The 20,135-nt window shown below is 60.6% G+C and carries 19 protein-coding genes; 6 read left to right on the top strand and 13 right to left on the bottom strand.

All coding sequences use genetic code 11. The features are described 5' to 3' along the window. Nucleotides 1–4: 4 nt before the first annotated feature. The 4 genes from B9H00_RS07490 to B9H00_RS07505 all read left to right on the top strand — a co-directional run bounded on the left by B9H00_RS07490 (nucleotide 5) and on the right by B9H00_RS07505 (nucleotide 2,892). Nucleotides 5–703 (top strand): DUF484 family protein, encoded by a 699-nt coding sequence (locus tag B9H00_RS07490; RefSeq protein ID WP_086900131.1) that lies wholly within the window; start codon nucleotides 5–7, stop codon nucleotides 701–703. Next, nucleotides 700–1,662, top strand: coding sequence for a tyrosine recombinase XerC (locus B9H00_RS07495; RefSeq protein ID WP_086900132.1), 963 nt, complete (start codon nucleotides 700–702; stop codon nucleotides 1,660–1,662). Before B9H00_RS07490 ends, B9H00_RS07495 begins: the two co-directional genes overlap by 4 nt. Next, entirely contained in the window at nucleotides 1,659–2,360 is a 702-nt protein-coding gene (locus tag B9H00_RS07500) for an HAD family hydrolase (RefSeq protein ID WP_086900133.1), read from the top strand. The genes B9H00_RS07495 and B9H00_RS07500 overlap by 4 nt, the downstream gene beginning before the upstream one ends. Nucleotides 2,361–2,562: 202 nt before the next feature. Continuing rightward, nucleotides 2,563–2,892, top strand: a complete 330-nt coding sequence (locus B9H00_RS07505; RefSeq protein WP_086900134.1) for a hypothetical protein — start codon at nucleotides 2,563–2,565, stop codon at nucleotides 2,890–2,892. A gap of 36 nt (nucleotides 2,893–2,928) precedes the next feature. Here B9H00_RS07505 and yihA read toward each other — a convergent pair whose 3' ends face one another. Beyond that, nucleotides 2,929–3,570 carry a ribosome biogenesis GTP-binding protein YihA/YsxC gene (gene yihA / locus B9H00_RS07510; protein WP_086900135.1) on the bottom strand — a complete coding sequence of 214 codons (642 nt, stop codon included), beginning with the start codon at nucleotides 3,568–3,570 and terminating at the stop codon, nucleotides 2,929–2,931. A 285-nt stretch (nucleotides 3,571–3,855) separates the two neighbouring features. Between yihA and B9H00_RS07515 the strand changes: the two genes are divergently transcribed. Together B9H00_RS07515 and B9H00_RS07520 are read left to right on the top strand one after the other, a co-directional pair. Next, on the top strand, nucleotides 3,856–4,455 hold the full coding sequence (locus tag B9H00_RS07515) for a thiol:disulfide interchange protein DsbA/DsbL (protein ID WP_086901762.1): 600 nt from the start codon (nucleotides 3,856–3,858) through the stop codon (nucleotides 4,453–4,455). A 77-nt stretch (nucleotides 4,456–4,532) separates the two neighbouring features. Next, nucleotides 4,533–5,357: an endonuclease/exonuclease/phosphatase family protein gene (locus B9H00_RS07520; protein ID WP_086900136.1), complete on the top strand. Its 825-nt coding sequence runs from the start codon at nucleotides 4,533–4,535 to the stop codon at nucleotides 5,355–5,357. Nucleotides 5,358–5,461: 104 nt separating this feature from the next. Here B9H00_RS07520 and nuoN read toward each other — a convergent pair whose 3' ends face one another. From nuoN to B9H00_RS07580, 12 genes are all read right to left on the bottom strand, one after another. Beyond that, the gene (nuoN, locus tag B9H00_RS07525) at nucleotides 5,462–6,910 is read right to left on the bottom strand and encodes an NADH-quinone oxidoreductase subunit NuoN (RefSeq protein ID WP_086900137.1); all 1,449 of its coding nucleotides are present in this window, start codon (nucleotides 6,908–6,910) and stop codon (nucleotides 5,462–5,464) included. A gap of 6 nt (nucleotides 6,911–6,916) precedes the next feature. Beyond that, on the bottom strand, nucleotides 6,917–8,440 hold the full coding sequence (gene nuoM, locus B9H00_RS07530) for an NADH-quinone oxidoreductase subunit M (protein WP_086900138.1): 1,524 nt from the start codon (nucleotides 8,438–8,440) through the stop codon (nucleotides 6,917–6,919). 121 nt (nucleotides 8,441–8,561) lie between these two features. Further along, the gene (gene nuoL / locus B9H00_RS07535; protein ID WP_086900139.1) at nucleotides 8,562–10,415 is read right to left on the bottom strand and encodes an NADH-quinone oxidoreductase subunit L; all 1,854 of its coding nucleotides are present in this window, start codon (nucleotides 10,413–10,415) and stop codon (nucleotides 8,562–8,564) included. Beyond that, on the bottom strand, nucleotides 10,412–10,720 hold the full coding sequence (gene nuoK / locus B9H00_RS07540; protein WP_086900140.1) for an NADH-quinone oxidoreductase subunit NuoK: 309 nt from the start codon (nucleotides 10,718–10,720) through the stop codon (nucleotides 10,412–10,414). The genes nuoL and nuoK overlap by 4 nt, the downstream gene beginning before the upstream one ends. After that, nucleotides 10,717–11,283, bottom strand: coding sequence for an NADH-quinone oxidoreductase subunit J (nuoJ, locus tag B9H00_RS07545; RefSeq protein WP_086900141.1), 567 nt, complete (start codon nucleotides 11,281–11,283; stop codon nucleotides 10,717–10,719). The genes nuoK and nuoJ overlap by 4 nt, the downstream gene beginning before the upstream one ends. 27 nt (nucleotides 11,284–11,310) lie before the next feature. Next, nucleotides 11,311–11,859, bottom strand: a complete 549-nt coding sequence (nuoI, locus tag B9H00_RS07550) for an NADH-quinone oxidoreductase subunit NuoI (RefSeq protein ID WP_086621482.1) — start codon at nucleotides 11,857–11,859, stop codon at nucleotides 11,311–11,313. A 21-nt stretch (nucleotides 11,860–11,880) separates the two neighbouring features. Continuing rightward, the gene (nuoH, locus tag B9H00_RS07555; RefSeq protein ID WP_086900142.1) at nucleotides 11,881–12,870 is read right to left on the bottom strand and encodes an NADH-quinone oxidoreductase subunit NuoH; all 990 of its coding nucleotides are present in this window, start codon (nucleotides 12,868–12,870) and stop codon (nucleotides 11,881–11,883) included. Further along, complete coding sequence (gene nuoG / locus B9H00_RS07560) at nucleotides 12,867–15,608, bottom strand: NADH-quinone oxidoreductase subunit NuoG (protein WP_086900143.1); 2,742 nt, start codon at nucleotides 15,606–15,608, stop codon at nucleotides 12,867–12,869. Before nuoG ends, nuoH begins: the two co-directional genes overlap by 4 nt. 81 nt (nucleotides 15,609–15,689) lie before the next feature. Beyond that, the gene (nuoF, locus tag B9H00_RS07565) at nucleotides 15,690–17,027 is read right to left on the bottom strand and encodes an NADH-quinone oxidoreductase subunit NuoF (RefSeq protein WP_086900144.1); all 1,338 of its coding nucleotides are present in this window, start codon (nucleotides 17,025–17,027) and stop codon (nucleotides 15,690–15,692) included. Next, on the bottom strand, nucleotides 17,024–17,581 hold the full coding sequence (gene nuoE / locus B9H00_RS07570; RefSeq protein ID WP_086900145.1) for an NADH-quinone oxidoreductase subunit NuoE: 558 nt from the start codon (nucleotides 17,579–17,581) through the stop codon (nucleotides 17,024–17,026). Before nuoE ends, nuoF begins: the two co-directional genes overlap by 4 nt. Before the next feature lie 2 nt (nucleotides 17,582–17,583). Then, nucleotides 17,584–19,353: an NADH-quinone oxidoreductase subunit C/D gene (gene nuoC, locus B9H00_RS07575; protein ID WP_086900146.1), complete on the bottom strand. Its 1,770-nt coding sequence runs from the start codon at nucleotides 19,351–19,353 to the stop codon at nucleotides 17,584–17,586. A 63-nt stretch (nucleotides 19,354–19,416) separates the two neighbouring features. Next, nucleotides 19,417–20,094 carry a NuoB/complex I 20 kDa subunit family protein gene (locus B9H00_RS07580; RefSeq protein WP_086900147.1) on the bottom strand — a complete coding sequence of 226 codons (678 nt, stop codon included), beginning with the start codon at nucleotides 20,092–20,094 and terminating at the stop codon, nucleotides 19,417–19,419. Nucleotides 20,095–20,135 lie beyond the last annotated feature (41 nt).

Genomic DNA, 20,135 nt, shown 5'->3' on the forward strand with positions numbered 1-20,135 from the left:
TGACATGACCGATGACAGCACTGCCTCAGACCGACCGTGCTCCGAGACGCTTGATGCCGATCAGGTCAGCGACTGGCTTTCACGCCACCCCGACTTTTTCGAAGGACGCGAGGCGCTGCTGGCCTCGCTGCATATCGCTCACCCCCAGACCGGCGGCGCCGTGTCGCTGGTCGAGCGGCTGATCGCGACCCTGCGCGCCCGCACCGAGCGGGCCGAAGGACAATATCAGGCGCTGTTGAACGCGGCGCGACACCATGACCAGCAGGCCTGCGCCATGCGCGCGCTGACCCTGGCGCTTTTGCAGGCCGAGAGCAGCGATGCGCTGGCACAGACGCTGACGGCCGAACTTGGCGAGCGTTTTGGCGTGGCGCATCTGGCGCTGTGGCGACAGCTCTCAAGCGGTGAATGGCCGCAGCCGCCGACCCATGCGCTCGATGACGAGACCGACCAATGGCTGTCATCCACCCTCGACAGTGCCTGCGAGGTCCTGACACTGGATCGCACCATGGCCGAGCGTCTGCTGCCCAGCACCTCCCTGAGCGAGGGACGCTGCGCCGTGGTCCGGCTGGCGCTGGGCGAACGGCACGGCTATCTGGTTCTGGCCCATGCTGACCATGCAGGCCTGCCCTGGGTGATGGCACCCGACAACATGACCTGGCTGGGCGAGGTCACCTCACGCCTTCTATTGCGTTATTCGTCATGAGTGCGCTGGAGCCGCTGGTCGAGAGTTTTATCGAGCGCCTGCGCCATCGGCACAGCCCGGCCACGGTCGATGCCTATCGCCGTGATCTGGCGGCACTGACAGCGTTCATGGTGCGTGAGGAGATTCCCTCGTGGGACGTCCTCGACATCCACCACCTGCGTCGTTTTCTGGGACGTGAACGCACCCGCGGTCTGGCCGCGCGCAGTCTGGCGCGACGACAGGCCGCCATTCGCCGTTTCTGCGACCTGCTGATCGAGCAGGGGCTTTTGAGCCACAACCCGGCCCGGCTGCTGGACACACCCAAAATGCCACGACATCTGCCGCGCCCGGTCGATGTCGATGTGCTCGGGCAGTTTCTGGATACGCCGCATGACGGCTCGCCGTTGTCACTGCGCGATCAGGCCATGCTGGAGCTTTGCTATTCCAGCGGCCTGCGACTGGCGGAACTGGCCGGCATCGATCTCATGGATATCGATACCCAGCGCGCCCGGGTCCGCGGCAAGGGCGACAAGCCACGCCAGGTGCCGATCGGGCGTCGGGCCGCAGCGGCACTGGCCGAGTGGCTCAAGATACGAGGCATGCTGGCAGGCCCTCACGAGCCGGCACTGTTTGTCGGCACCCGCGGTCAGCGTCTGGGGCATCGCGCCATTCAGCTTCGCATGGCCCATATTGGACGCGAACGCGGGCTGCCGGAGCATCTACACCCGCACCGCCTGCGCCACAGTTTTGCCAGCCATCTGCTGGAATCCAGCCAGGACCTGCGCGCCGTACAGGAGCTATTGGGCCATGCCCATCTCTCCACCACCCAGGTCTACACTCGCCTGGACTGGCAGCATCTGGCCGATACCTTTGATCGCGCCCATCCGCGGGCGCATCGAAAATCCGGTGCCGATCAGTCTCCTTCTTCCCGCGAAGACTCTTCCTTCAGGACTTCAGACCATCAGGACAAGCGCCCATGATCAAGGCCATCACTTTCGATCTCGACGACACCTTCTGGGATAACGGCCCGGTGATGGCCGCAACCGAGCCCGGCCACTATCAATGGCTCGATGCGCAGATCGGCCATGCCGCGCGCTTCCCGCTGGAGGAATATCAGCGCCGACGCATGGCACTGGCAGAGCAGCATCCGCTGTATCGGGGCGATTTTACCTGGCTTCGCCGCAAGGCCCTGACCGGCATGCTGCTCGATTTCGGTCTGGCCGAGAACGAGGCACGCCGCTGGGCCGATGACACCATCGAACACATGCTGACGCTACGCCACGATGTCGCCATCTTCGAAGAGGTGCCCGCCATGCTGGAGAGGCTGCGCAGTCACGGTATTCGGCTGGGCGCGATCACCAACGGCAATGTGGATCTGGAGCGACTGGTCATTGCCGAACACTTTGATGTGATCATCAAGGCCGGTGAAGCGCTGGCGCCCAAACCCGATGCGCGTTGCTTTCTGTCCGCCATGGCACGCCTTGGCGTGCAGTCCCCGCGCGAAGCGGTGCATGTGGGAGATTCCTGGGCCGAGGATGCCCTGCCGGCTCAGCGCCTTGGCATGCATGTGGCCTGGATCGATGCCAAAAATACGGGACTGCCGGATCATGCACCCCGCGGCATTCATCGCCTGAGCCATATTCGAGAGCTGGAAACGATGCTGGCCGGGCTTGAATAGTCCACGAAGGTCATGGATGACCACAGGATGACTGAAAAATTCAGTTACCTTTTAAAACACTCGCCTATTATTAGGACATGAAATAATAAGCGCGTTTTTTACAGCGGTTCACGAGGCATCAAGACATGCCTCGATTAACAATAATGACTGCCTGACGCGGGTGTTCATCCTTTTTCACCGACCCTGATAGGCTCTTTGGATCATGCGTCCTCTCGATATACTCAGCATCACGCTGGTGCTTTGTGCCATGGCTCTGGTCATGGTCCTGCCCATGTCGAACAACGAGGCGACACTGTCGAGTGACACGAGCCTGACCTCGAGATCGACGCTGCACTATCCTGGCCAGCAGAGACAGGAGGCCGCCCTGTTGCAGCTTGATGGCCACCAGGGGCAGTCACAGCCAATGCTGTTTGACCTGGATCAGGCAGAGCAGAAGGACATGCCGACCAGCGGTTCACTGTTCGGCCCGCAAACCCCGGCGCCCTCGATGAGCATGCGCTACCCCAACAGCCGCCAGATCTACAGCTTCTAGCCCACCGCCCCTGTACAGGCAGTGCCTTTTCAGGCGTCAGCCCTGATCTTCTGCCGATGGTGCCTGGCCGGGTGTAAGCCACTGGCAAAGACGTTCGTTGAGCGCTTCCACGCCCTGGCGGTCATGCGAGGAAAACAGCTGGACGCTGACCAGATCCTCCCATTCCTTGAGCTGATGACGCACCTTTGACAACACGCCCATGGCGGCGCCGCGCTTGAGCTTGTCGGCCTTGGTCAGCAGGATGTGCAAAGGCATGTCGTTTTCATCTGCCCACCCCATCATCATCTGATCAAATTCGGTCAGCGGATGGCGAACATCCATCACCAGTACCGTGCCCTGCAGGGAGCGACGCTCGCGAAGATACTGGGCCAGGTGCTTTTGCCATTCGCGGCGCACGGCTTCCGGCACCTTGGCAAAGCCATAGCCCGGCAGGTCGACCAGCCGATACATGGGATCGCCCACGGTGAAAAAGTTGATTAGCTGGGTACGACCGGGCGTTCTCGACGTGCGTGCCAGCGCCTTTTGACGGGTCAGCGTATTGATGGCACTGGACTTGCCGGCATTGGAGCGCCCGGCAAAGGCGACTTCCAGCCCGGTGTCTGCCGGACAGTCGGCCAATTTCGGGGCACTGGTCAAAAACGTGGCCGACGGAAAATGATGATGCATGACATCCGACATGGGGGTATTTCCAACGATGAGACAATGGGCAACGATGAGATAATGAGGCGAGTGTAACACCCCCGGTTGACGCCTCGCTCGTCAGTCGTGCCCGGGTCTGCCAGGATAGCAGGGAACCCTTCGTGCGCCGGGCGTTCAAAGTAACGACGCATAACATGCTGATAACAACTGCGCTTAGGCAATATTGAAATCATTTGCTGTTCAGGGAGTAACATTGTGAAGCCAAAGCATTTTCCGGGCGCCCGCTGGCTGGTGGCCGCCGTCGCCGTTTGCGGCCTGTCAGGCATGGCCATGGCAGCCGAACCCGTTGCCGGACAGGATTACGAAGTCCTCGACAAACCGGTCTCCAGTGAGGTACCGGACGGCAAGATCGGCGTTACCGAGGTGTTCTGGTACGGCTGCCCGCATTGCTACGCACTGGAAGAACCGCTGGAAGCCTGGGTCGACACCCTGCCCGATGACGTGGTCTTCGAGCGCCTGCCGGCGACCATGGGCAAGGTCTGGCTGCGCCACGCCACGGCTTACTACGCCGCGCGCGAGCTGGGCATCTTTAACACGCAGTTTCATCGCGATTTCTTTGATGCCATCCAGAAGGACGGGCATCGCATGACCGATGACGACGAGATTGCCGAGTTCTTCACAAACTATGGTGTCAGCAAGGACGAGGCGCTCAAGGCGCTCAACTCCTTTGGCGTCAAAAGCCAGCTCAACCAGGCCAACGCTCGCATGAAGGCCTACAAGCTGATGGGTGTGCCGGCACTGATCGTCAATGGTCAGTATGTTATCACGCCGCGCTCGGCCAACGGCCTGGACAACATGCCAAAGGTCGCCGAAGCCCTGATCGAGAAAACCCGTCAGGAAAAAGAGGCCCAGGGCACCAATTGATTCATAATTGATGCCCTGTGTCTGTGGCCCGATACGTCTCGTGTCGGGCCTTCCTGCCTTGCCAAACGGGATATCGAATGCAGGACGATCGTCAAAGCGAACGCATCACGTCTCTCAGGCTGCTCACCTTCAACATGCAGGTCGGCATTCATACCCATGCCTACCACCACTACGTGACCCGTAGCTGGCAGCATTTCCTGCCGCATCGCGGGCGGTCCACCCGTCTCGACGTCATGTGCGATACCTTTCGCGAGTTCGACCTTGTCGGACTGCAGGAGGTGGATGGTGGCAGCTTTCGCTCAAACAATATCAATCACGTCGAATATCTGGCCGCACAGGCCGGCTTCCCCTACGCCTCACAGCAGCTCAACCGGGATTTTGGCCGGTTCGCCAAGCACAGCAATGGGCTGCTCAGCCGCCTGGCAATCAGCCACACCGATAACCATCGACTGCCCGGCCCCAAGGGGCGCGGTGCCATGCATGTCCGGTTCGGCGAAGGCCCCGAGGCACTGCACCTTTTCGTGCTGCATCTGGCACTGGGCACACGCACTCAGCATCTTCAACTCGACTACATCAGCGAGCTGATTGCCCCGCTTAGAAACGTCATCATCATGGGCGACCTGAACTGCACCCACGACAAGCTCAGGGCCCATCCGCGCTTTTCCAGAGCACTTTCTCTGGAACAGGGGCGCGGCGTTCCCAGCCATCCAGCCTGGCAGCCTACGCGCGCGCTGGACCATATCGCTGTATCGCCGTCACTGAAGATGAACCATCTACGGGCCCTGCCGCCGCTTTTCTCTGATCACCTGCCGCTGGCCGTGGACGTCACCCTGCCGCTGCCTTGTGCACGCAGTATTTCGATTGCAGGGCTTGGAGGCACCACCCCGCAGAGTGTGCGCTGACAGGTATCATCATCGCTACGTCTTCCGGACAAGACAAAGCGCCCCGCTCTTTCGAGCGGGGCGCTTTTGCATGCCACCAGAAAGCTGCCTCAGGGCACTGAGCCTCAACCCAGCGTGGCACCACTGACCAGCATGACCATCGGCTGCGGATAGACTCCCAGCACCAGCACGGCCAGCGCCAGCAGGATGACCATGATGCCACCGGCGCGCTGCCCCCAGTCACTGGAAGCATCGTACTCTTCCTCCTCGGTAGGATGGAGATAGAGCATGACCATCACACGCAGATAATAATAAAGGCTGATGGCACTGCCGAGGATGACACCGGCCACCAGCCACCAGAGCTGGGCTTCAACCGCGGTGGCCAGCACATAGAACTTGCCGATAAAGCCGGCCGTCATCGGAATCCCGGCCAGTGAGAGCATCATCACCGTCATGACGGCCGCCAGGTAGGGACGTCGCCAGAACAGGCCGCGATAGAACTTCAGCGAGGAAACATCACTGCCCTGCCAGGGGCTCGACACCAGTGCAATCACCCCGAAGGCCGCGAGCGTCGTCGCCACATAGGTGATCAAATAGATGCCGGTCGTCAGGAGTGCCATATCGTCACTGGCGACCACCACGGTCAGCAGATAGCCCAGATGGCCGATGGAGGAGTACCCCATCAGACGCTTGATATTATCCTGCCGCAGCGCCATCAGATTGCCCACCAGCATCGACAGGAACGCGATGAAGGCCACCGTCGTGTGCAGACTGGCCATATCGGTGACCGGTGCGCTCATGAACAGGCGCATCAAAAGCGCAAAGACGGCAATCTTGCTGACCGTGGCCAGAAAGGCCGTCACCGGCGCCGGGGCGCCTTCATAGACATCGGCGGTCCAGAGGTGAAACGGCACCAGCGACAGCTTGAAGGCCATCGCAATCACCATCATGCCAATACCCATCAAAAGCCAGCTGGCATGGCCGCCGCCTTCGGTCAGACGCGCCCCCAGATCGGCGAAGGCCAGCGACCCCGACTCGGCATACAACAGCGCCATGCCAAAGAGCAGAAAGGCAGAAGCCGCCGCCGAAAGCACCATGTATTTGATGCCGGACTCCAGCGACAGACGAGTGCGGTAGGCGTAGGCCGCCATACCATAGAGCGGCACACTCAAAAGCTCGAGGCCGAAAAACAGCGACAGCAGATGGTCGCTCGCCACCATGGTCAGGCCGCCCAGCACCGAGCAGCCCAGCAGCATGTAGAACTCTTCCTTCTGATCGTCGAACCCTTCCAGATAGGCGTGCGCTAGCGTCGTGGAAGCCAGGCCTGCAATCAGGATCAACGCCATGTAGAGCACGGCATAGTTATCGATCAGCAGCAGCGGCGACACGCGAATCGGCGTGACCGTCAGCACCGCCAGCAGCGAAAAGAGCGCCGCATTGAGTCCGATGGTGGTCATGGTGGCCGTCGCCACATGATGGCGACGCCAGGCAATGCCCAGCATCACCACGATGACCGTGGCGCAGACGATCAGAAGCGGTAACAGGGCGATCAGATGTGACAGGGTCAGATTCATGTCGGCTCAGCCCGCAAACGAAGGTGAAACAGCAAACCAGTGACGCACTTCATGCATTGCGCCCTGCGAAATATCGAGCACCACCTGAGGATACAGGCCCAGCGCAATGGTCAGCACCAGCGTGCCCAGCAGCATGGCGTACTCGCGGCCATCCAGATGAGCGATGGTGGTGTCGGCCTTTGGCGGCCCCCAGTAGACCCGGTGCATCAGGATCAACGAGTAGATGGCGGACAGCACAAGCCCTGCGCTGGCAATCACCACCACCCAGGGCACCACGTCAAAGGCCCCGAACAGGATCAGAAATTCGCCGATGAAGTTGCCGGTGCCCGGCATACCGAGAGAGGCCATGACAAAGGCCAGAGCAAATCCGGGCAGCGCGCCCAGACGGCCAAACAGCCCGCCCATCTGGCGCATGTCACGGGTGTGCAGACGCTCGTAGAGCTGACCGCTGATCATGAAAAGCCCCGCCGCCGAGAAGGCGTGCGCCACCATCTGCAGGATAACCCCCTGCAGCGCCAGCAGCGTGCCGGAGTAGATACCGATCAGGACAAAGCCCATATGGGAAATACTGGAACAGGCAATCAGCCGCTTGATGTCGGTCTGGGAGAATGCCAGCACGCCACCATAGAAGATGCCCACCAGTCCCAGCGCCATTGCCACGGGTGCAAAGGCCTGGGAGGTTTCCGGAAACAGCGGCAGCGCAAAGCGTAAAAGGCCATAGGCAGCCGTCTTGAGCAGGATACCGGCCAGATCCACACTGCCGGCGGTCGGTGCCTGAGCATGCGCATCGGGCAGCCAGCCATGCAGCGGTACTACCGGCAGCTTGACGGCAAAGGCAATGAAGAAACCGAGCATCAATACCCACGACATGATGCCGGTGATCGGCGTCTCACGCAGAATGCCGTAATCAAACGAGAAGACACCGGTCTGGGTATAGTGTGTGAACACCAGTCCCAGAATGGAGACCAGCATCAAAAGCCCCGAGGCCTGGGTGTAGATAAAGAACTTGATGGCCGCCGACACCGGCGACTTGCCTTCCGATTCATGCCCCCACAGGGCAATCAGGAAGTACATCGGCACCAGCATCATTTCCCAGAAAAAGAAGAACAAAAACAGATCGATGGCCAGAAAGACCCCGACGACACCACCGATGACCCACATCAGGTTGAGGTGGAAAAAGCCGATACGTCGATCGATCTCCTTCCAGGAACAGACCACCGCCAGAATCCCGAGAATCCCGGTCAGAGTGATCATGATCAGCGACAGACCATCTATGGCCAGATGGAAGGTGATGCCGAAGGCATCGATCCAGGGCAGCCGAAACTCGCTATGCCACTCGGGCGTGTTGCCCACAACCTGAGACAGGCTGTAATCCCCGTTCACCCACATGATCAGCGCCATGACCAGCAGCGCCACCATGGAGAACAGTGCGATCCAGCGCGGCATGGCCGTGTTGGGTCTGATCAGCTCGAACTGCCAGCACAGCAGCCCCCCGATAAAGGGTATGAGTAGTAGCCAGGGCAACATCATGGCGTGATCGCATCCTTGATCGTTATTGTGGGCACAAGCAGCCGGGCAACCCGGTGATCTGTTACATGTTGCGTCAGGTCAACTGCCCCGCATTGAAACGGCTTGATCATGTCACCTCCCTTCATAGCAGCAGCAGAAGTAACAGCACGGCAATCGCACCGGCCGTCATGACGGCGGCGTACCAGCGAAGCCGTCCGCTCTGGGTATCGGACAACAGCCCGTTCAACATCATGGCCAACCCCGGCCAGAGGTTCATCAGGCTGTTGACCCAGTCACGCCGATGCAGCCGTGCAATGAACAGAAACGGCTTGACTGCGATCTTGTCGTAGAGCCAGTCAAAGGCGAAGGCACTGTTGAAAAAGCGCCATAGCCGATGGCCTTCGTCCGTTTTTGTCAACGAACTCACCAGCCTGCGACGACCAAGGAACAGCCCTGCTGCGATACCCACGCCCACGATCGCCACGATCGCAGCCAGCACTTCGAGCATCAGTTTCACGTTATGGCCGTAGAGTCCCTCCGGGCCTGCCGGCAGCACGTTTTCAAGCGGCGGATGAATCATTGCCCCGATAAAGGTAGACAGCACCGCCAGCACGATCAGCGGCACGTGGTGTGCCAGCCCGCGACCGGCGTGCGGATGAATCTGCTCACGACCGTGGAACACGATAAAGATCATGCGGAAGGTATAAACCGAGGTCAGGAAAGCGCCGACCAGCGCCCCGAGCCAAAGCCAGGTATGGCCGTGATCAAAGGCGAGCCACAGGATCTCGTCCTTGGAATAGAAGCCCGCCGAAATCAGCGGCAGAGCCGACAGCGCCGCGCCACCGATCAAAAAGCAGGCGTAAGGCAGTTTGAGCGTCTTGCGCAGTCCGCCCATCCTGAAGATGTTCTGCTCGTGATGGCAGGCGATGATGACCGAGCCCGAGGACAAAAAGAGCAGCGCCTTGAAGAAGGCATGAATCATCAGATGGAAGATCGCCACATCCCAGGCCTGAACGCCCAGCGCCAGGAACATGTAACCGATCTGACTCATGGTGGAATAGGCCAGCACGCGCTTGATATCGGTCTGCGCCAGTGCCGCAAGACCGGCAATCAGCAGCGTCACCATGCCGATCAGCCCGACCAGTTCAAGCGTCATGGGGGCCAGTTCGAAGATGACATGGGTTCGCGCGATCAGATACACCCCGGCGGTGACCATGGTCGCGGCGTGGATCAGCGCCGACACCGGCGTGGGGCCTGCCATCGCATCCGCAAGCCAGGTCTGCAGCGGCAGCTGCGCCGACTTGCCAACCGCACCGCCCAGCAACATCAATGCGGCCAGTTCCGCCATCAGATCGCCCCGACTCCATGCCTCGGGCGCCAGGCGCAGAAGCTCCTGAATATTGAGGGTGCCGAACTGGGCAAACAGCAAAAACATGCCGATGGCCAGAAACACATCCCCGATACGGGTGACGATAAAGGCCTTGAAGGCGCACCAGGCGTTGTACTCGCTCTGGTAGTAGTAGCCGATCAGCAGATAGCTGCACAGCCCCACACCTTCCCAGCCCAGATAAAGCAGAAAGAGATTATCGCCCAGCACCAGCAGCAGCATGCTGAACACAAAAAGATTCATATAGGCAAAAAAGCGCGCAAAGCCCGGGCCGCCCTCAAGGTCCTCGCGCATGTACCAGGCCGCGAACAGATGAATCAGAAAGCCGACCCCGGTGATGACGCTGATCATGGTCAGTGACAGACCATCCAGATACAGCGAAAAGCCCATCCGGAAGTCTTCCACCGCGACCCACTGCCACAGCGTCTGGGTCACGCCGTTCCCATCGCCGCTGTAGAAGGCCACGTTGAGCCAGACCATGACCAGTGCCGCCAGGCCGATCGAACCCACGCCGACCAGGCCCGCCAGGCGGATCGGCAGTCGCGGATTGAAGGCCAGGACAAGAGCGCCCAGCAGCGGGAACAAGGGTGTCAGGAAAAGTATATTCATCCTTTCATCTCGCTGGCTGCATCAATATCAAGCGTTTTGAACCGGCGCTGCAGCTGGATCAAAAAGCCCAGTCCGATACTGGCCTCGGCTGCCGCCAGCGTGATGATCGCGATGAACATGACCTGCCCGTCAGGCTGGCCCCAGTGCATGCCGGCCACCACAAAGGCAAGCCCTGCCGAGTTCATCATGATCTCGAGGCTCATCAGGATGAACAGCAGGTTACGCCGGACCAGAAGCCCGGCAAGCCCCAGTACAAACAGGATGGCGGCCAGCGCCATGCCATGTTCCAGTGGTATGCCGTTCATGCCTGCCCCCCTTCATCGTTGCCCGCCGGTGCACGCTGCACGGCTTCGTTCATGTCGCGTTCAAGCTGGGGCTCATCGTTTCGCCCGATATGGGAGGCCGCGATCAGCGCTGCCAGCAGCAGCATCGCCGCCAGCTCCACTGCCAGCAGATAGGGACCAAACATCTGAGTCCCAACCTCTTTGGCGCTGAGCTCTTCACCCGAGATCGTGCCGATCCCGCCGCCGTGCCAGAAGGAAAACACCAGTACCACCAGGAGGATCGCCGCCATGATCGACGGGCCGATCCAGATGCGCGGCGCCAGCCAGTGGCGTTCCTGGTCGGCCGTCTGACTGCCCAGGTTGAGCATCATGACCACAAAGACAAACAGCACCATGATGGCGCCGGCATAGACGATCACCTCAAGCGCAGCGGCAAAGGGGGCCCCGAGGCTGTAAAACACCACCGCCACTGCCATCAGCGAAATGATCAGATACAACAGCGCATGCACGGCATTGGTATGCGTAATGACGCGAAAGGTGGCAACGATGGCGACCAGTGCGGCCAGATAAAAAGCAATTTCCACGGCAAACTCCCCGATGCTGCCTGCGCCCTAGGGCAGAAGCGTTTTGACGTCGACCGGCTCGGCCTCGTTTTGCGCCGCGCCCTTTGGCTTGCCGGCCACCGACAGACCTGCGACACGATAAAAATTATAGTTATGATCCTTGCCCGGGCCCGAGATCAGCAGATCGCGCTTTTCAAAGACCAGCTCCTGACGGTTGTACTCCCCCAGCTCGAAATCAGGCGTCAGCTGGATGGCCGAGGTAGGACAGGCTTCTTCGCACAGGCCACAGAAGATGCAGCGAGAGAAATTGATGCGAAAGAACTCCGGGTACCAGCGCCCGTCCTCCTTCTCACCCTTTTGCAGCGATATACAGCCGACCGGACAGGCCACGGCGCACAGATTGCACGCCACGCAGCGCTCTTCACCATCCGGATCGCGTGTGAGCACGATACGCCCGCGATAGCGCGGCGGCAGATACGGCTGTTCTTCCGGATAGTTCAGCGTCTCACGCTTGTGGAAGGCATGCTTGAATACCATCCAGCCGGTGCGCAGCTGCGTTCCGGTACCGGTCACTACCTTGATGATCGAATGCAGCATGTGTTCTGCCTCGTTCGTTGTTCAGTGATCGGGGCAGGCCGTCAAAAGGACGACGGCACCGGTCACCAGAAGATTGATAAGCGTCAGCGGCAGACAGAATTTCCACCCGAACTGCATCACCCTGTCATAGCGAGGACGGGGCAGGGCCGCACGCGCCAGAATGAAGAGCATGACGAAAAAGGCTGTCTTGAGCAGGAACCAGACGATCGGCGGCAGCAGCGGCCCATGCCAGCCGCCCAGAAACAGGGTGGTCAAAAGTGCCGATACCAGCACGATGCCCACGTACTCGCCGATGAAGAACATGCCGAACTTCATGCTCGAGTATTCAACGTGATAGCCGTCGGCAATTTCCTGCTCGGCCTCAGGCTGGTCAAACGGCGCGCGATGCGTCACGGCAACGCCTGCAATCAGAAAGGTCAGAAAACCGAAGAACTGCGGCACGATGTACCAGAGTCCTTCCTGACCGTTGACGATGTCGCGCATGTTGAACGAGCCGGTCATGACCACGATGCCCATCAGCGACAGTCCCATGAACACCTCATAGGACAGCGTCTGGGCCGAAGCACGCATGGCACCGATCAGAGCGTACTTGTTGGCGCTGGCGTAGCCACCAAAGAGCACCGCATAAACATTGATCCCGGCCATGGCGAAGAAAAACAGGATGCCGATATTAAGATCCGCCACCCCCCAGGTCGGGGTGATGGGAATGATCAGAAACGACAGCAGCAGTGAGGCAAAGGCGATCGCCGGGGCCAGCACGAACAGCTTTCGATCGGCAAAGGGCGGGATCCAGTCTTCCTTGAAAAAGATCTTGATCATGTCCGCAATCAGCTGCGCCGAGCCGAACATGCCCACCCGATTGGGGCCATAGCGATCCTGCCAGAGCCCAAGCAGCCGGCGCTCAACCACGGTCAGGAAGGCGCCGGACAGTACGGCCGCCAGCAGGATCACGATCGATTTCAGCACGCCCACCAGGATGGCAAGCAGCACATCGGTGCTCATCCAGCTCATGCGCTGACCTCCACGGTAACGGTGGTACACTCACCGGCAAGGCCTCGGGGAATGCCGGGCAACTGCGGCAGGCCGATCAGGCCGGGGCGCATTTCACGGCTGATGCGTACCGGCAGATGAAGCTGATGGCCGGAGGCCTGCAGATAGATCGTCTCGCCTGGCGTGACGCCCAGACGGTCGGCATCCTCCTGACCCAGCGCCACGAAGGTCTCGCTCATGCGTTCCTGAATCGGCTCGGCGCGCGCTGACATTTCCTCGCCGCCGAACAGCTGCGGCAGACTGACGACGTACCAGCAGTCATCACGCGGCTCAAAGGTGTCGGGAATCTCGGTGAACCAGTCACGGGGTTGCCGCTCGGTGCGCTGCTGGTCGAAAAGTCGAACGCCCGGGTCACCGGCGCTCAGGTGCCCACCGACTTCGTCCTGGAACTTGTTCCAGGCCTGCGGCGAGTTCCAGCCAGGCGCCCATGCAAAGGCCACCTGGGAGCGGGGCTCGCTGTAACCGCTGTAGCCTTCCATCGAAAATGCAAAGGCGGAGTCGGCGTCCTGCGGTGCGCGAGGCTCGTGCACGCTCAGGTTGGCTCGCATGGCCGTGCGCCCGCTGGAGCGGTGCGGCGAGCGCGCCAGTTTCTGGCCGCGAATACGGAAGGACGCGCTCGGCGCGGCATCACGAATACCGGAAAGCTCCGGATGCACCCGTGCACAATCCGCGGTGACCTCATCAATCTGGGTCCAGTCGACGCCGCGCCCTTCCATGGTGGTATGCAGCGCATGCAGCCAGCGCCAGCTTTCATGAGTGAGATCGTTGGGGCGGTAATAACTCGGGTCATAGACCTGGAAGAAGCGCTGGGCGCGGCCTTCATGGCTCACCAGCGTGCCGTCGCCTTCGGCAAAGGTGGCCGCCGGCAGGGCCAGGTGGGCACGTTCCAGTGTGGGCGTGCGCTGATGATCAAGCACCACCAGTGTCTCAAGCGCGTTCAGCGCCTGATCAATCGCACTGCTGGCCAGTCGCTGATAGAGATCGTTTTCCAGAATGACGGCAGCGTCTGCACGGGCTTCCCCACCCTGTATGGCCTCCAGCGCCCACTCCAGTGAGTGACCGCCCAGCATGGTCAGGCCGGTACTGTTGGCTTCACCGCTGATCATCGAGACGGACACTGTCTTGCCGGCAGTCCCCAGCGCCTGTGCCAGATTCGCCGTTGCCTGAAGCACGGCCGTACTGCGCAGGCTGGTGCCCGAAATAATCAGCGGCCGCTCGGCGCCCTTGAGCGCCTCGGTCATGGTATCGACCAGGGCCAGCGTCGCGTCGTCCAGCCCTTCTACCGCCGGCGCTGAAGCATCAAGCGCATGGGCCAGTGCCAGCCCCAGCCGGGCGATCTCTTCGGGCGCGCCGTGCCAGGTGTCGCGAGCAATGTCATCCAGCCGTGTTTCGGTCAGGGAGGCAATAAAGACCGGACGGGTACGGCCCTGGCGCAGGGTATTCACTGCGTTGGCGTTCCAGGCCGGGATGCCGTTGGCCTCGGCCATCTCTTCACCGCGGCCGTTGGCGGCCTGACGTACGGCCAGTGCCACACGCGCCGCGCTCTGAATCAGATCCTCACCCAGCACGATGACCGCGTCGTGGTCCTCGATCTCGCGCATGGAAGGAATGTGCCAGTGTCCTTCGCGCTGCAGGGTCTGGATCAGCTCGAGGCACTCGAGTTCGCGGCCGGCCATGCCGGTCGAGAAGTTCTCGGCGCCGACCATTTCACGCAGCAGGTGGTTGCTTTCAAGGCTGGCCCGCGGCGAGCCGATACCGATCACACGCCGGCTGCCCTTCAGGCGCTCAGCGGTGCGGTCCAGCGCACTGTCGACGGTCAAAAGCTCGGGCTCGCGGTCGTCGACGCGCATGCTTGGCTGTTGCGGACGATCGGTGCGGTTGACGTAGCCGTAGCCGAAGCGGCCACGGTCACACAGGAAATAGTGGTTCACATCGCCGTTGTAGCGATTCTCGATCCGGCGCACCTCGCCGTAGCGCTCACCCGGGCTGGTATTACAGCCGCTGGAGCACTGATGGCAGATGCTGGGCGCAAACTGCATGTCCCACTTGCGTGTGTAGTGCTCGGAGTGGGTGCGGTCGGTGAAGACACCGGTCGGGCAGACTTCGGTCAGGTTGCCGGAAAACTCGTTTTCCAGAGTGCCGTCGACCGTGCGACCAAAATAGATGTTCTCGTGGGCTCCGAAAGCGCCGAGGTCCTCGCCGCCAGCGTAATCCTTGTAAAAACGCACGCAGCGATAGCAGGTAATGCAGCGGTTCATCTCGTGACCGATGAAGGGGCCGAGATACTGATTCTTGTGCGTGCGCTTTTTGAAGCGATAGCGGCGACGGTCGTGGCCGGTCATGACCGTCATGTCCTGCAGATGGCAGTGGCCGCCCTCTTCACAGACCGGACAATCGTGCGGGTGGTTGGTCATCAGCCACTCGACAACGCTGGCACGAAAGGCCTTTGCCTCCTCGTCATCGATCGAGATGTACGAGTCATCCTTGATCGGGGCCATGCAGGACATGACCAGCATGCCGCGTTCGTCGTCGGCATCCTTGTACTGCTTGACCGCACACTGACGGCAGGCACCAACGCTGCCCAGCGCCGGGTGCCAGCAGAAATAGGGAATATCGAGGCCCAGCGACAGGCAGGCGTGCAGCAGATTGTCACTGCCGTCGACCTCGTAGTCCTTTCCGTCTACATGAATGGTTGCCATGAACCCTGCCTTTTGCCTGTCACGGCCCGGCGATCACCGGGCACCTTGATCGTTATCTCACTCGTATGCCGCATCCAGCCGCTATACCGAGCCCACCGGGATCGGCTCGGCGTGTGCTTCGCGCTTTTGATGGCGAATGCCGGCTTCGAATTCGTGCCTGAAATGCTTGATGGCGGTTTCCAGCGGCATCGCCGCACCCGGTGCGTGGGCACAAAATGTCTTGCCGGGGCCGATGTCATGGGCCAGCGAAACCAGCATGTCGATGTCGCCCTCTTCCCCTTCGCCGCGCTCGATGGCGCGCAACAGCTTGACGCTCCAGGGCAACCCGTCGCGACACGGCGTACACCAGCCACACGACTCACGCGCAAAGAACTCCTCGAGATTGCGGGTCAGCGACACCACGCTCTGATTGTGGGCCACCACGGTCATCAGCCCGGTCCCCAGACGGCTGCCGGCCTTGCCAATGGCATCGAACTCCAGCGGCAGCTCGAGATGCTCCGGCAGCAGAAAGCCGGTGCTGCCGCCGCCCGGCAGCCAGGTTTTCAGCTCGAGTCCGTCACGCATGCCGCCGGCCATGTCCAGCAGCTCGGCACCGGTCACGCCCATTGGCAGCTCGACCAGCCCGGGGCGTTTCACACGGCCGGACACACCAAAGATCTTGGTGCCGCCATCATCGCTGCGACCGCCGGACAGCGCCTGATACCACTCGCCCCCGTGCAGGGCGATGGCCGGCACGTTGCACAGCGTTTCGACGTTGTTGACTACGGTGGGCTTGCCCCAGGCGCCACTTTGCCCCGGAAAGGGCGGTTTGGAACGCGGATTGGCGCGACGCCCTTCAAGCGAATTGATCAGTGCGGTCTCTTCACCGCAGATATAGCGCCCGGCGCCGGTGTGCAAAAAGATGTCGAAGTCAAAATCGCTGTCGCACACCCTCGGCCCTAGAATACCGGCGTCACGGGCCTCGCTCAGCGCCCGCTCGATCCGCTCGGCGGCCAGCACGTATTCACCGCGCAGAAAGATGTAACCCATGCGGGCATTGTTGGCGTAGCCGGCAAGGATCATCCCCTCGATCAGCAGATGGGGGATCTCTTCCATCAACATGCGGTCCTTGAAGGTGCCCGGCTCCATCTCGTCGGCGTTACAGACGATATAGCCGCGGGGATGATCATCCCCACGCGCGGTCAGGCTCCACTTGACGCCGGCCGAGAAACCGCCGCCGCCACGACCGCGCAGATTGGCGGTCTTCATGTTCTCGATCAGATCATCCGGCGACAGATCCCGGAGCGTCGTGCGCAGCGCCTCAAAGCCGTCCTTTCTTTGAAATTCGGCCAGATCCACGTAGCCACGATCCTCTCGCAGACGATAGGTCAGCGGATGGGTTTCGCCATTGGTGCTGGTAGAAAAGAGATGACTGGTCATGTGTAGCGCTCCAGCAGTGCCGACACGTCGCCGGGTTCCACCGGTCCATGAAGGTCCTCGTTGATCATCAGCGCCGGACCGCGATCACAGGCGCCCAGACAGCACACCGGCAGCATCGTGAAGCGGTCGTCTCCGGTGGTCTGACCCAGCCCGATACCGAGCTCGTCTGAAATGGCATCGCGCAGCTCATCATGACCGGTCAGAAAGCACGAGCTGCTGTCACAGACCAGGATGACATGACGGCCGACCGGCTGACGAAAGATCAGGCTGTAGAAGGTGGCCACACCTTCAACGTCACTGGAGGGAATGCCCAGCACATCGCTGATGGCGATGATGGCGCCGTCCGAGACCCAGCCGCGACGCTTTTGCACGGTCTTGAGTGCGCCGATGGAAGCCGCACGCGGGTTTTCGTAGTGTCCCATCTCGTGCTCGATCTCATGGCGCTCTTCATCGGTGAGCTCGAAATCATCAACGCGCCCGGCGCTGGCAATCAGGTTGCCCTGACTGGCCTTGCTGGCACGGGTATTGCCGGTTGCGGGAGTATCCATGGTCATGGTTATCGATCCACGTCGGCCATTACAAAGTCGATGCTGCCCAGATGCGCGATCAGATCCGGCACGAACCCACCGTTGATGACGGCCGGAATGTGCTGAAGGTGGGCAAAGCTGGGCGTACGAATTCGGGTGCGATAGCTCATGGTGTTGCCATCACTGGTCAGGTAGTAGCTGTTGATCCCCTTGGTCGCCTCGATCATCTGAAACGACTCGTTGGCCTTGAGCACCGGCCCCCATGACACCTGCAAAAAGTGCGTGATCAGCGTTTCGATATGCTGAAGCATCTTGTCGCGCGGCGGCGGTGTGGTCAGCGGGTGATCGGCCTTGTAGTCACCATCGGGCATGTGTTTCAAACACTGCTCGATGATGCGAAGGCTCTGGCGCATCTCTTCAATACGCATCATGCCGCGATCAAAGACATCGCCGTTGGTGCCCACTGGAATATCGAAATCAAAGCGCTCATAGCCCGAATAGGGCTTGGCCTTTCTCAGATCGTACTTGAGACCAGTGGCGCGCAGGTTGGGGCCGGTCACCCCCCAGGTCAGTGCTTCGGCCGTGGTGTGCGTGGCAATGTTGACCGTACGCTCGCGCACAATGGAGTTGTCCATCATCGCGCGTTCGTACTCGTCCAGCCGCGGCGGCATCCAGTCCAGAAAGTCGCGAACCAGCTTCTCCCAGCCGCGCGGCAGGTCATGCGCCACGCCGCCGATGCGAAACCATGCCGGGTGCATGCGAAAGCCGGTGATCGCCTCGATCACGTGGTAGGCGCGCTGACGGTCGCTGAAGGTGAAAAAGACCGGCGACATTGCGCCCAGATCCTGCAGGAAAGTACCGAGAAACAACAGATGAGAGTTGATGCGAAACATCTCTGCCATCATCACGCGAATGGTTTCGGCACGCTGCGTGACGGTAATACCGGCCAGCTTTTCGACGGCCAGAATATAGGGCAGGTTGTTCATGACCCCACCGGTATAGTCGATCCGGTCGGTGTAAGGAATATAGCTGTGCCAGGACTGGCGCTCGGCCATCTTTTCGGCGCCGCGGTGGTGATAACCAATGTCCGGAACGCAGTCGACCACCTCTTCACCGTCGAGCTGTAGCGCGATGCGAAATACGCCGTGTACCGAGGGGTGATTGGGCCCCAGGTTCAGGAACATGTAGTCGGTGTCCCCGCTGTGACGCTTCATGCCCCAGGCTTCGGGGTTGAAGCGCAGCGCTTCCTGCTCACGGTCCTGACCTTCCATCGTCAGCGTATAGGGATCAAATTCGGTCGCACGCGCCGGATAGTCCTTGCGCAGCGGGTGGCCATTCCAGGTCGGCGGCATCAGCATGCGGCTCAGGTGCGGATGCCCCGAGAACTCGATGCCGAACATGTCAAAGACTTCACGCTCATACCAGTTGGCATTGAGATAGACGTTGCAGAGCGTCGGGACACGCAGGTCATCTTCGTGCAGCGCTACCTTGATCATCAGCTCGCTGTTACGCTCAAGCGACATCAGCTGATAGAAAACGGTGAAGTCTGCCGGCGGCAGGCCTCGTCGGTGCATGCGCAGACGCTCGTCCACCCCATGCAGGTCGTAAAGCATGACAAAGGGTTTGGGAACCTGCTGTAAAAAGCGCATGACCTCGATCAGCTGCTCACGTACTACCCATACCACCGGCATGCCGGTCAGCGTGGGCTGTACCACCAGGTTCGCCTCGCCAAAGCGGGCCTTCAGCTCATCGACAATGGCGAAGGTTGTAGCGTCTGCCTGTGAAATCTCGGTCGTCATCCGTTGTTTTCCATCGCCAGTGAACCGAACCCGCTCGCCCCGAAGCCACCCCTGTACCGGTCACTACACTTCATCGGGTGAACGCAGCTCGGTGACCGCAATGCGCTCGTCGCGCCTTTTTTCTTTCTGGGAAGGCATCTCGGCCTTGTAGACCCCCTGGTCCCCGACCACCCACGTCAGTGGGCGACGCTCCTGCTGGATGGAGTCCTGCAGCAGTTGCAGCCCCTGAAGGAAGGCTTCAGGTCGTGGCGGGCATCCCGGTATATAAACGTCAATGGGAAGAAACTTGTCGACGCCCTGCACGACCGAATAAATGTCATACATGCCGCCGGAGTTGGCACAAGAGCCCATCGAGATGACCCATTTGGGCTCCAGCATCTGGTCGTAAAGCTCTTGGATGATGGGCGCCATCTTGATGAAGCAGGTCCCCGAAATGACCATGACATCCGCCTGACGGGGCGAGGCGCGCAGTACCTCGGAACCAAAGCGGGCAATGTCATGCGGCGCGGTAAAGGCCGTGGTCATCTCCACATAGCAGCAGGAGAGCCCAAAGTTATAGGGCCACAGGGAGTTCTTGCGGCCCCAGTTGACGACGTTGTGCATGATGTTTTCGAGCTTGCCCATGAAAACATTGCGATGCACCTGATCATCCATGGGGTCATCGACAATACGTCGCTCCCCGATCGGATACTGGCTGCTCTGGGGAGCGTCAGGATCGATGCGCGTAAGCTTATAGGACATCCAGAGTCCTCCCGGAAAACGTCATTGATCGGTACTGGGAT

Source organism: Kushneria marisflavi (assembly GCF_002157205.1).
GTDB lineage: Bacteria > Pseudomonadota > Gammaproteobacteria > Pseudomonadales > Halomonadaceae > Kushneria > Kushneria marisflavi.

Excerpts from the sequence above, each read along its gene's own strand:
- yihA (WP_086900135.1), bottom strand. The coding sequence starts at position 3,570 with ATGTCGGATGTCATGCATCATCATTTTCCGTCGGCCACGTTTTTGACC.
- nuoE (WP_086900145.1), bottom strand. The coding sequence starts at position 17,581 with ATGACCATGGATACTCCCGCAACCGGCAATACCCGTGCCAGCAAGGCC.
- nuoL (WP_086900139.1), bottom strand. The coding sequence starts at position 10,415 with ATGAATATACTTTTCCTGACACCCTTGTTCCCGCTGCTGGGCGCTCTT.
- B9H00_RS07580 (WP_086900147.1), bottom strand. The coding sequence starts at position 20,094 with ATGTCCTATAAGCTTACGCGCATCGATCCTGACGCTCCCCAGAGCAGC.
- nuoH (WP_086900142.1), bottom strand. The coding sequence starts at position 12,870 with ATGAGCTGGATGAGCACCGATGTGCTGCTTGCCATCCTGGTGGGCGTG.
- B9H00_RS07500 (WP_086900133.1), top strand. The coding sequence starts at position 1,659 with ATGATCAAGGCCATCACTTTCGATCTCGACGACACCTTCTGGGATAAC.
- nuoK (WP_086900140.1), bottom strand. The coding sequence starts at position 10,720 with ATGAACGGCATACCACTGGAACATGGCATGGCGCTGGCCGCCATCCTG.
- nuoC (WP_086900146.1), bottom strand. The coding sequence starts at position 19,353 with ATGACGACCGAGATTTCACAGGCAGACGCTACAACCTTCGCCATTGTC.
- nuoN (WP_086900137.1), bottom strand. The coding sequence starts at position 6,910 with ATGAATCTGACCCTGTCACATCTGATCGCCCTGTTACCGCTTCTGATC.
- nuoF (WP_086900144.1), bottom strand. The coding sequence starts at position 17,027 with ATGACCAGTCATCTCTTTTCTACCAGCACCAATGGCGAAACCCATCCG.
- nuoI (WP_086621482.1), bottom strand. The coding sequence starts at position 11,859 with ATGCTGCATTCGATCATCAAGGTAGTGACCGGTACCGGAACGCAGCTG.
- nuoM (WP_086900138.1), bottom strand. The coding sequence starts at position 8,440 with ATGATGTTGCCCTGGCTACTACTCATACCCTTTATCGGGGGGCTGCTG.
- B9H00_RS07505 (WP_086900134.1), top strand. The coding sequence starts at position 2,563 with ATGCGTCCTCTCGATATACTCAGCATCACGCTGGTGCTTTGTGCCATG.
- B9H00_RS07520 (WP_086900136.1), top strand. The coding sequence starts at position 4,533 with ATGCAGGACGATCGTCAAAGCGAACGCATCACGTCTCTCAGGCTGCTC.
- B9H00_RS07490 (WP_086900131.1), top strand. The coding sequence starts at position 5 with ATGACCGATGACAGCACTGCCTCAGACCGACCGTGCTCCGAGACGCTT.
- nuoG (WP_086900143.1), bottom strand. The coding sequence starts at position 15,608 with ATGGCAACCATTCATGTAGACGGAAAGGACTACGAGGTCGACGGCAGT.
- B9H00_RS07495 (WP_086900132.1), top strand. The coding sequence starts at position 700 with ATGAGTGCGCTGGAGCCGCTGGTCGAGAGTTTTATCGAGCGCCTGCGC.
- B9H00_RS07515 (WP_086901762.1), top strand. The coding sequence starts at position 3,856 with ATGGCCATGGCAGCCGAACCCGTTGCCGGACAGGATTACGAAGTCCTC.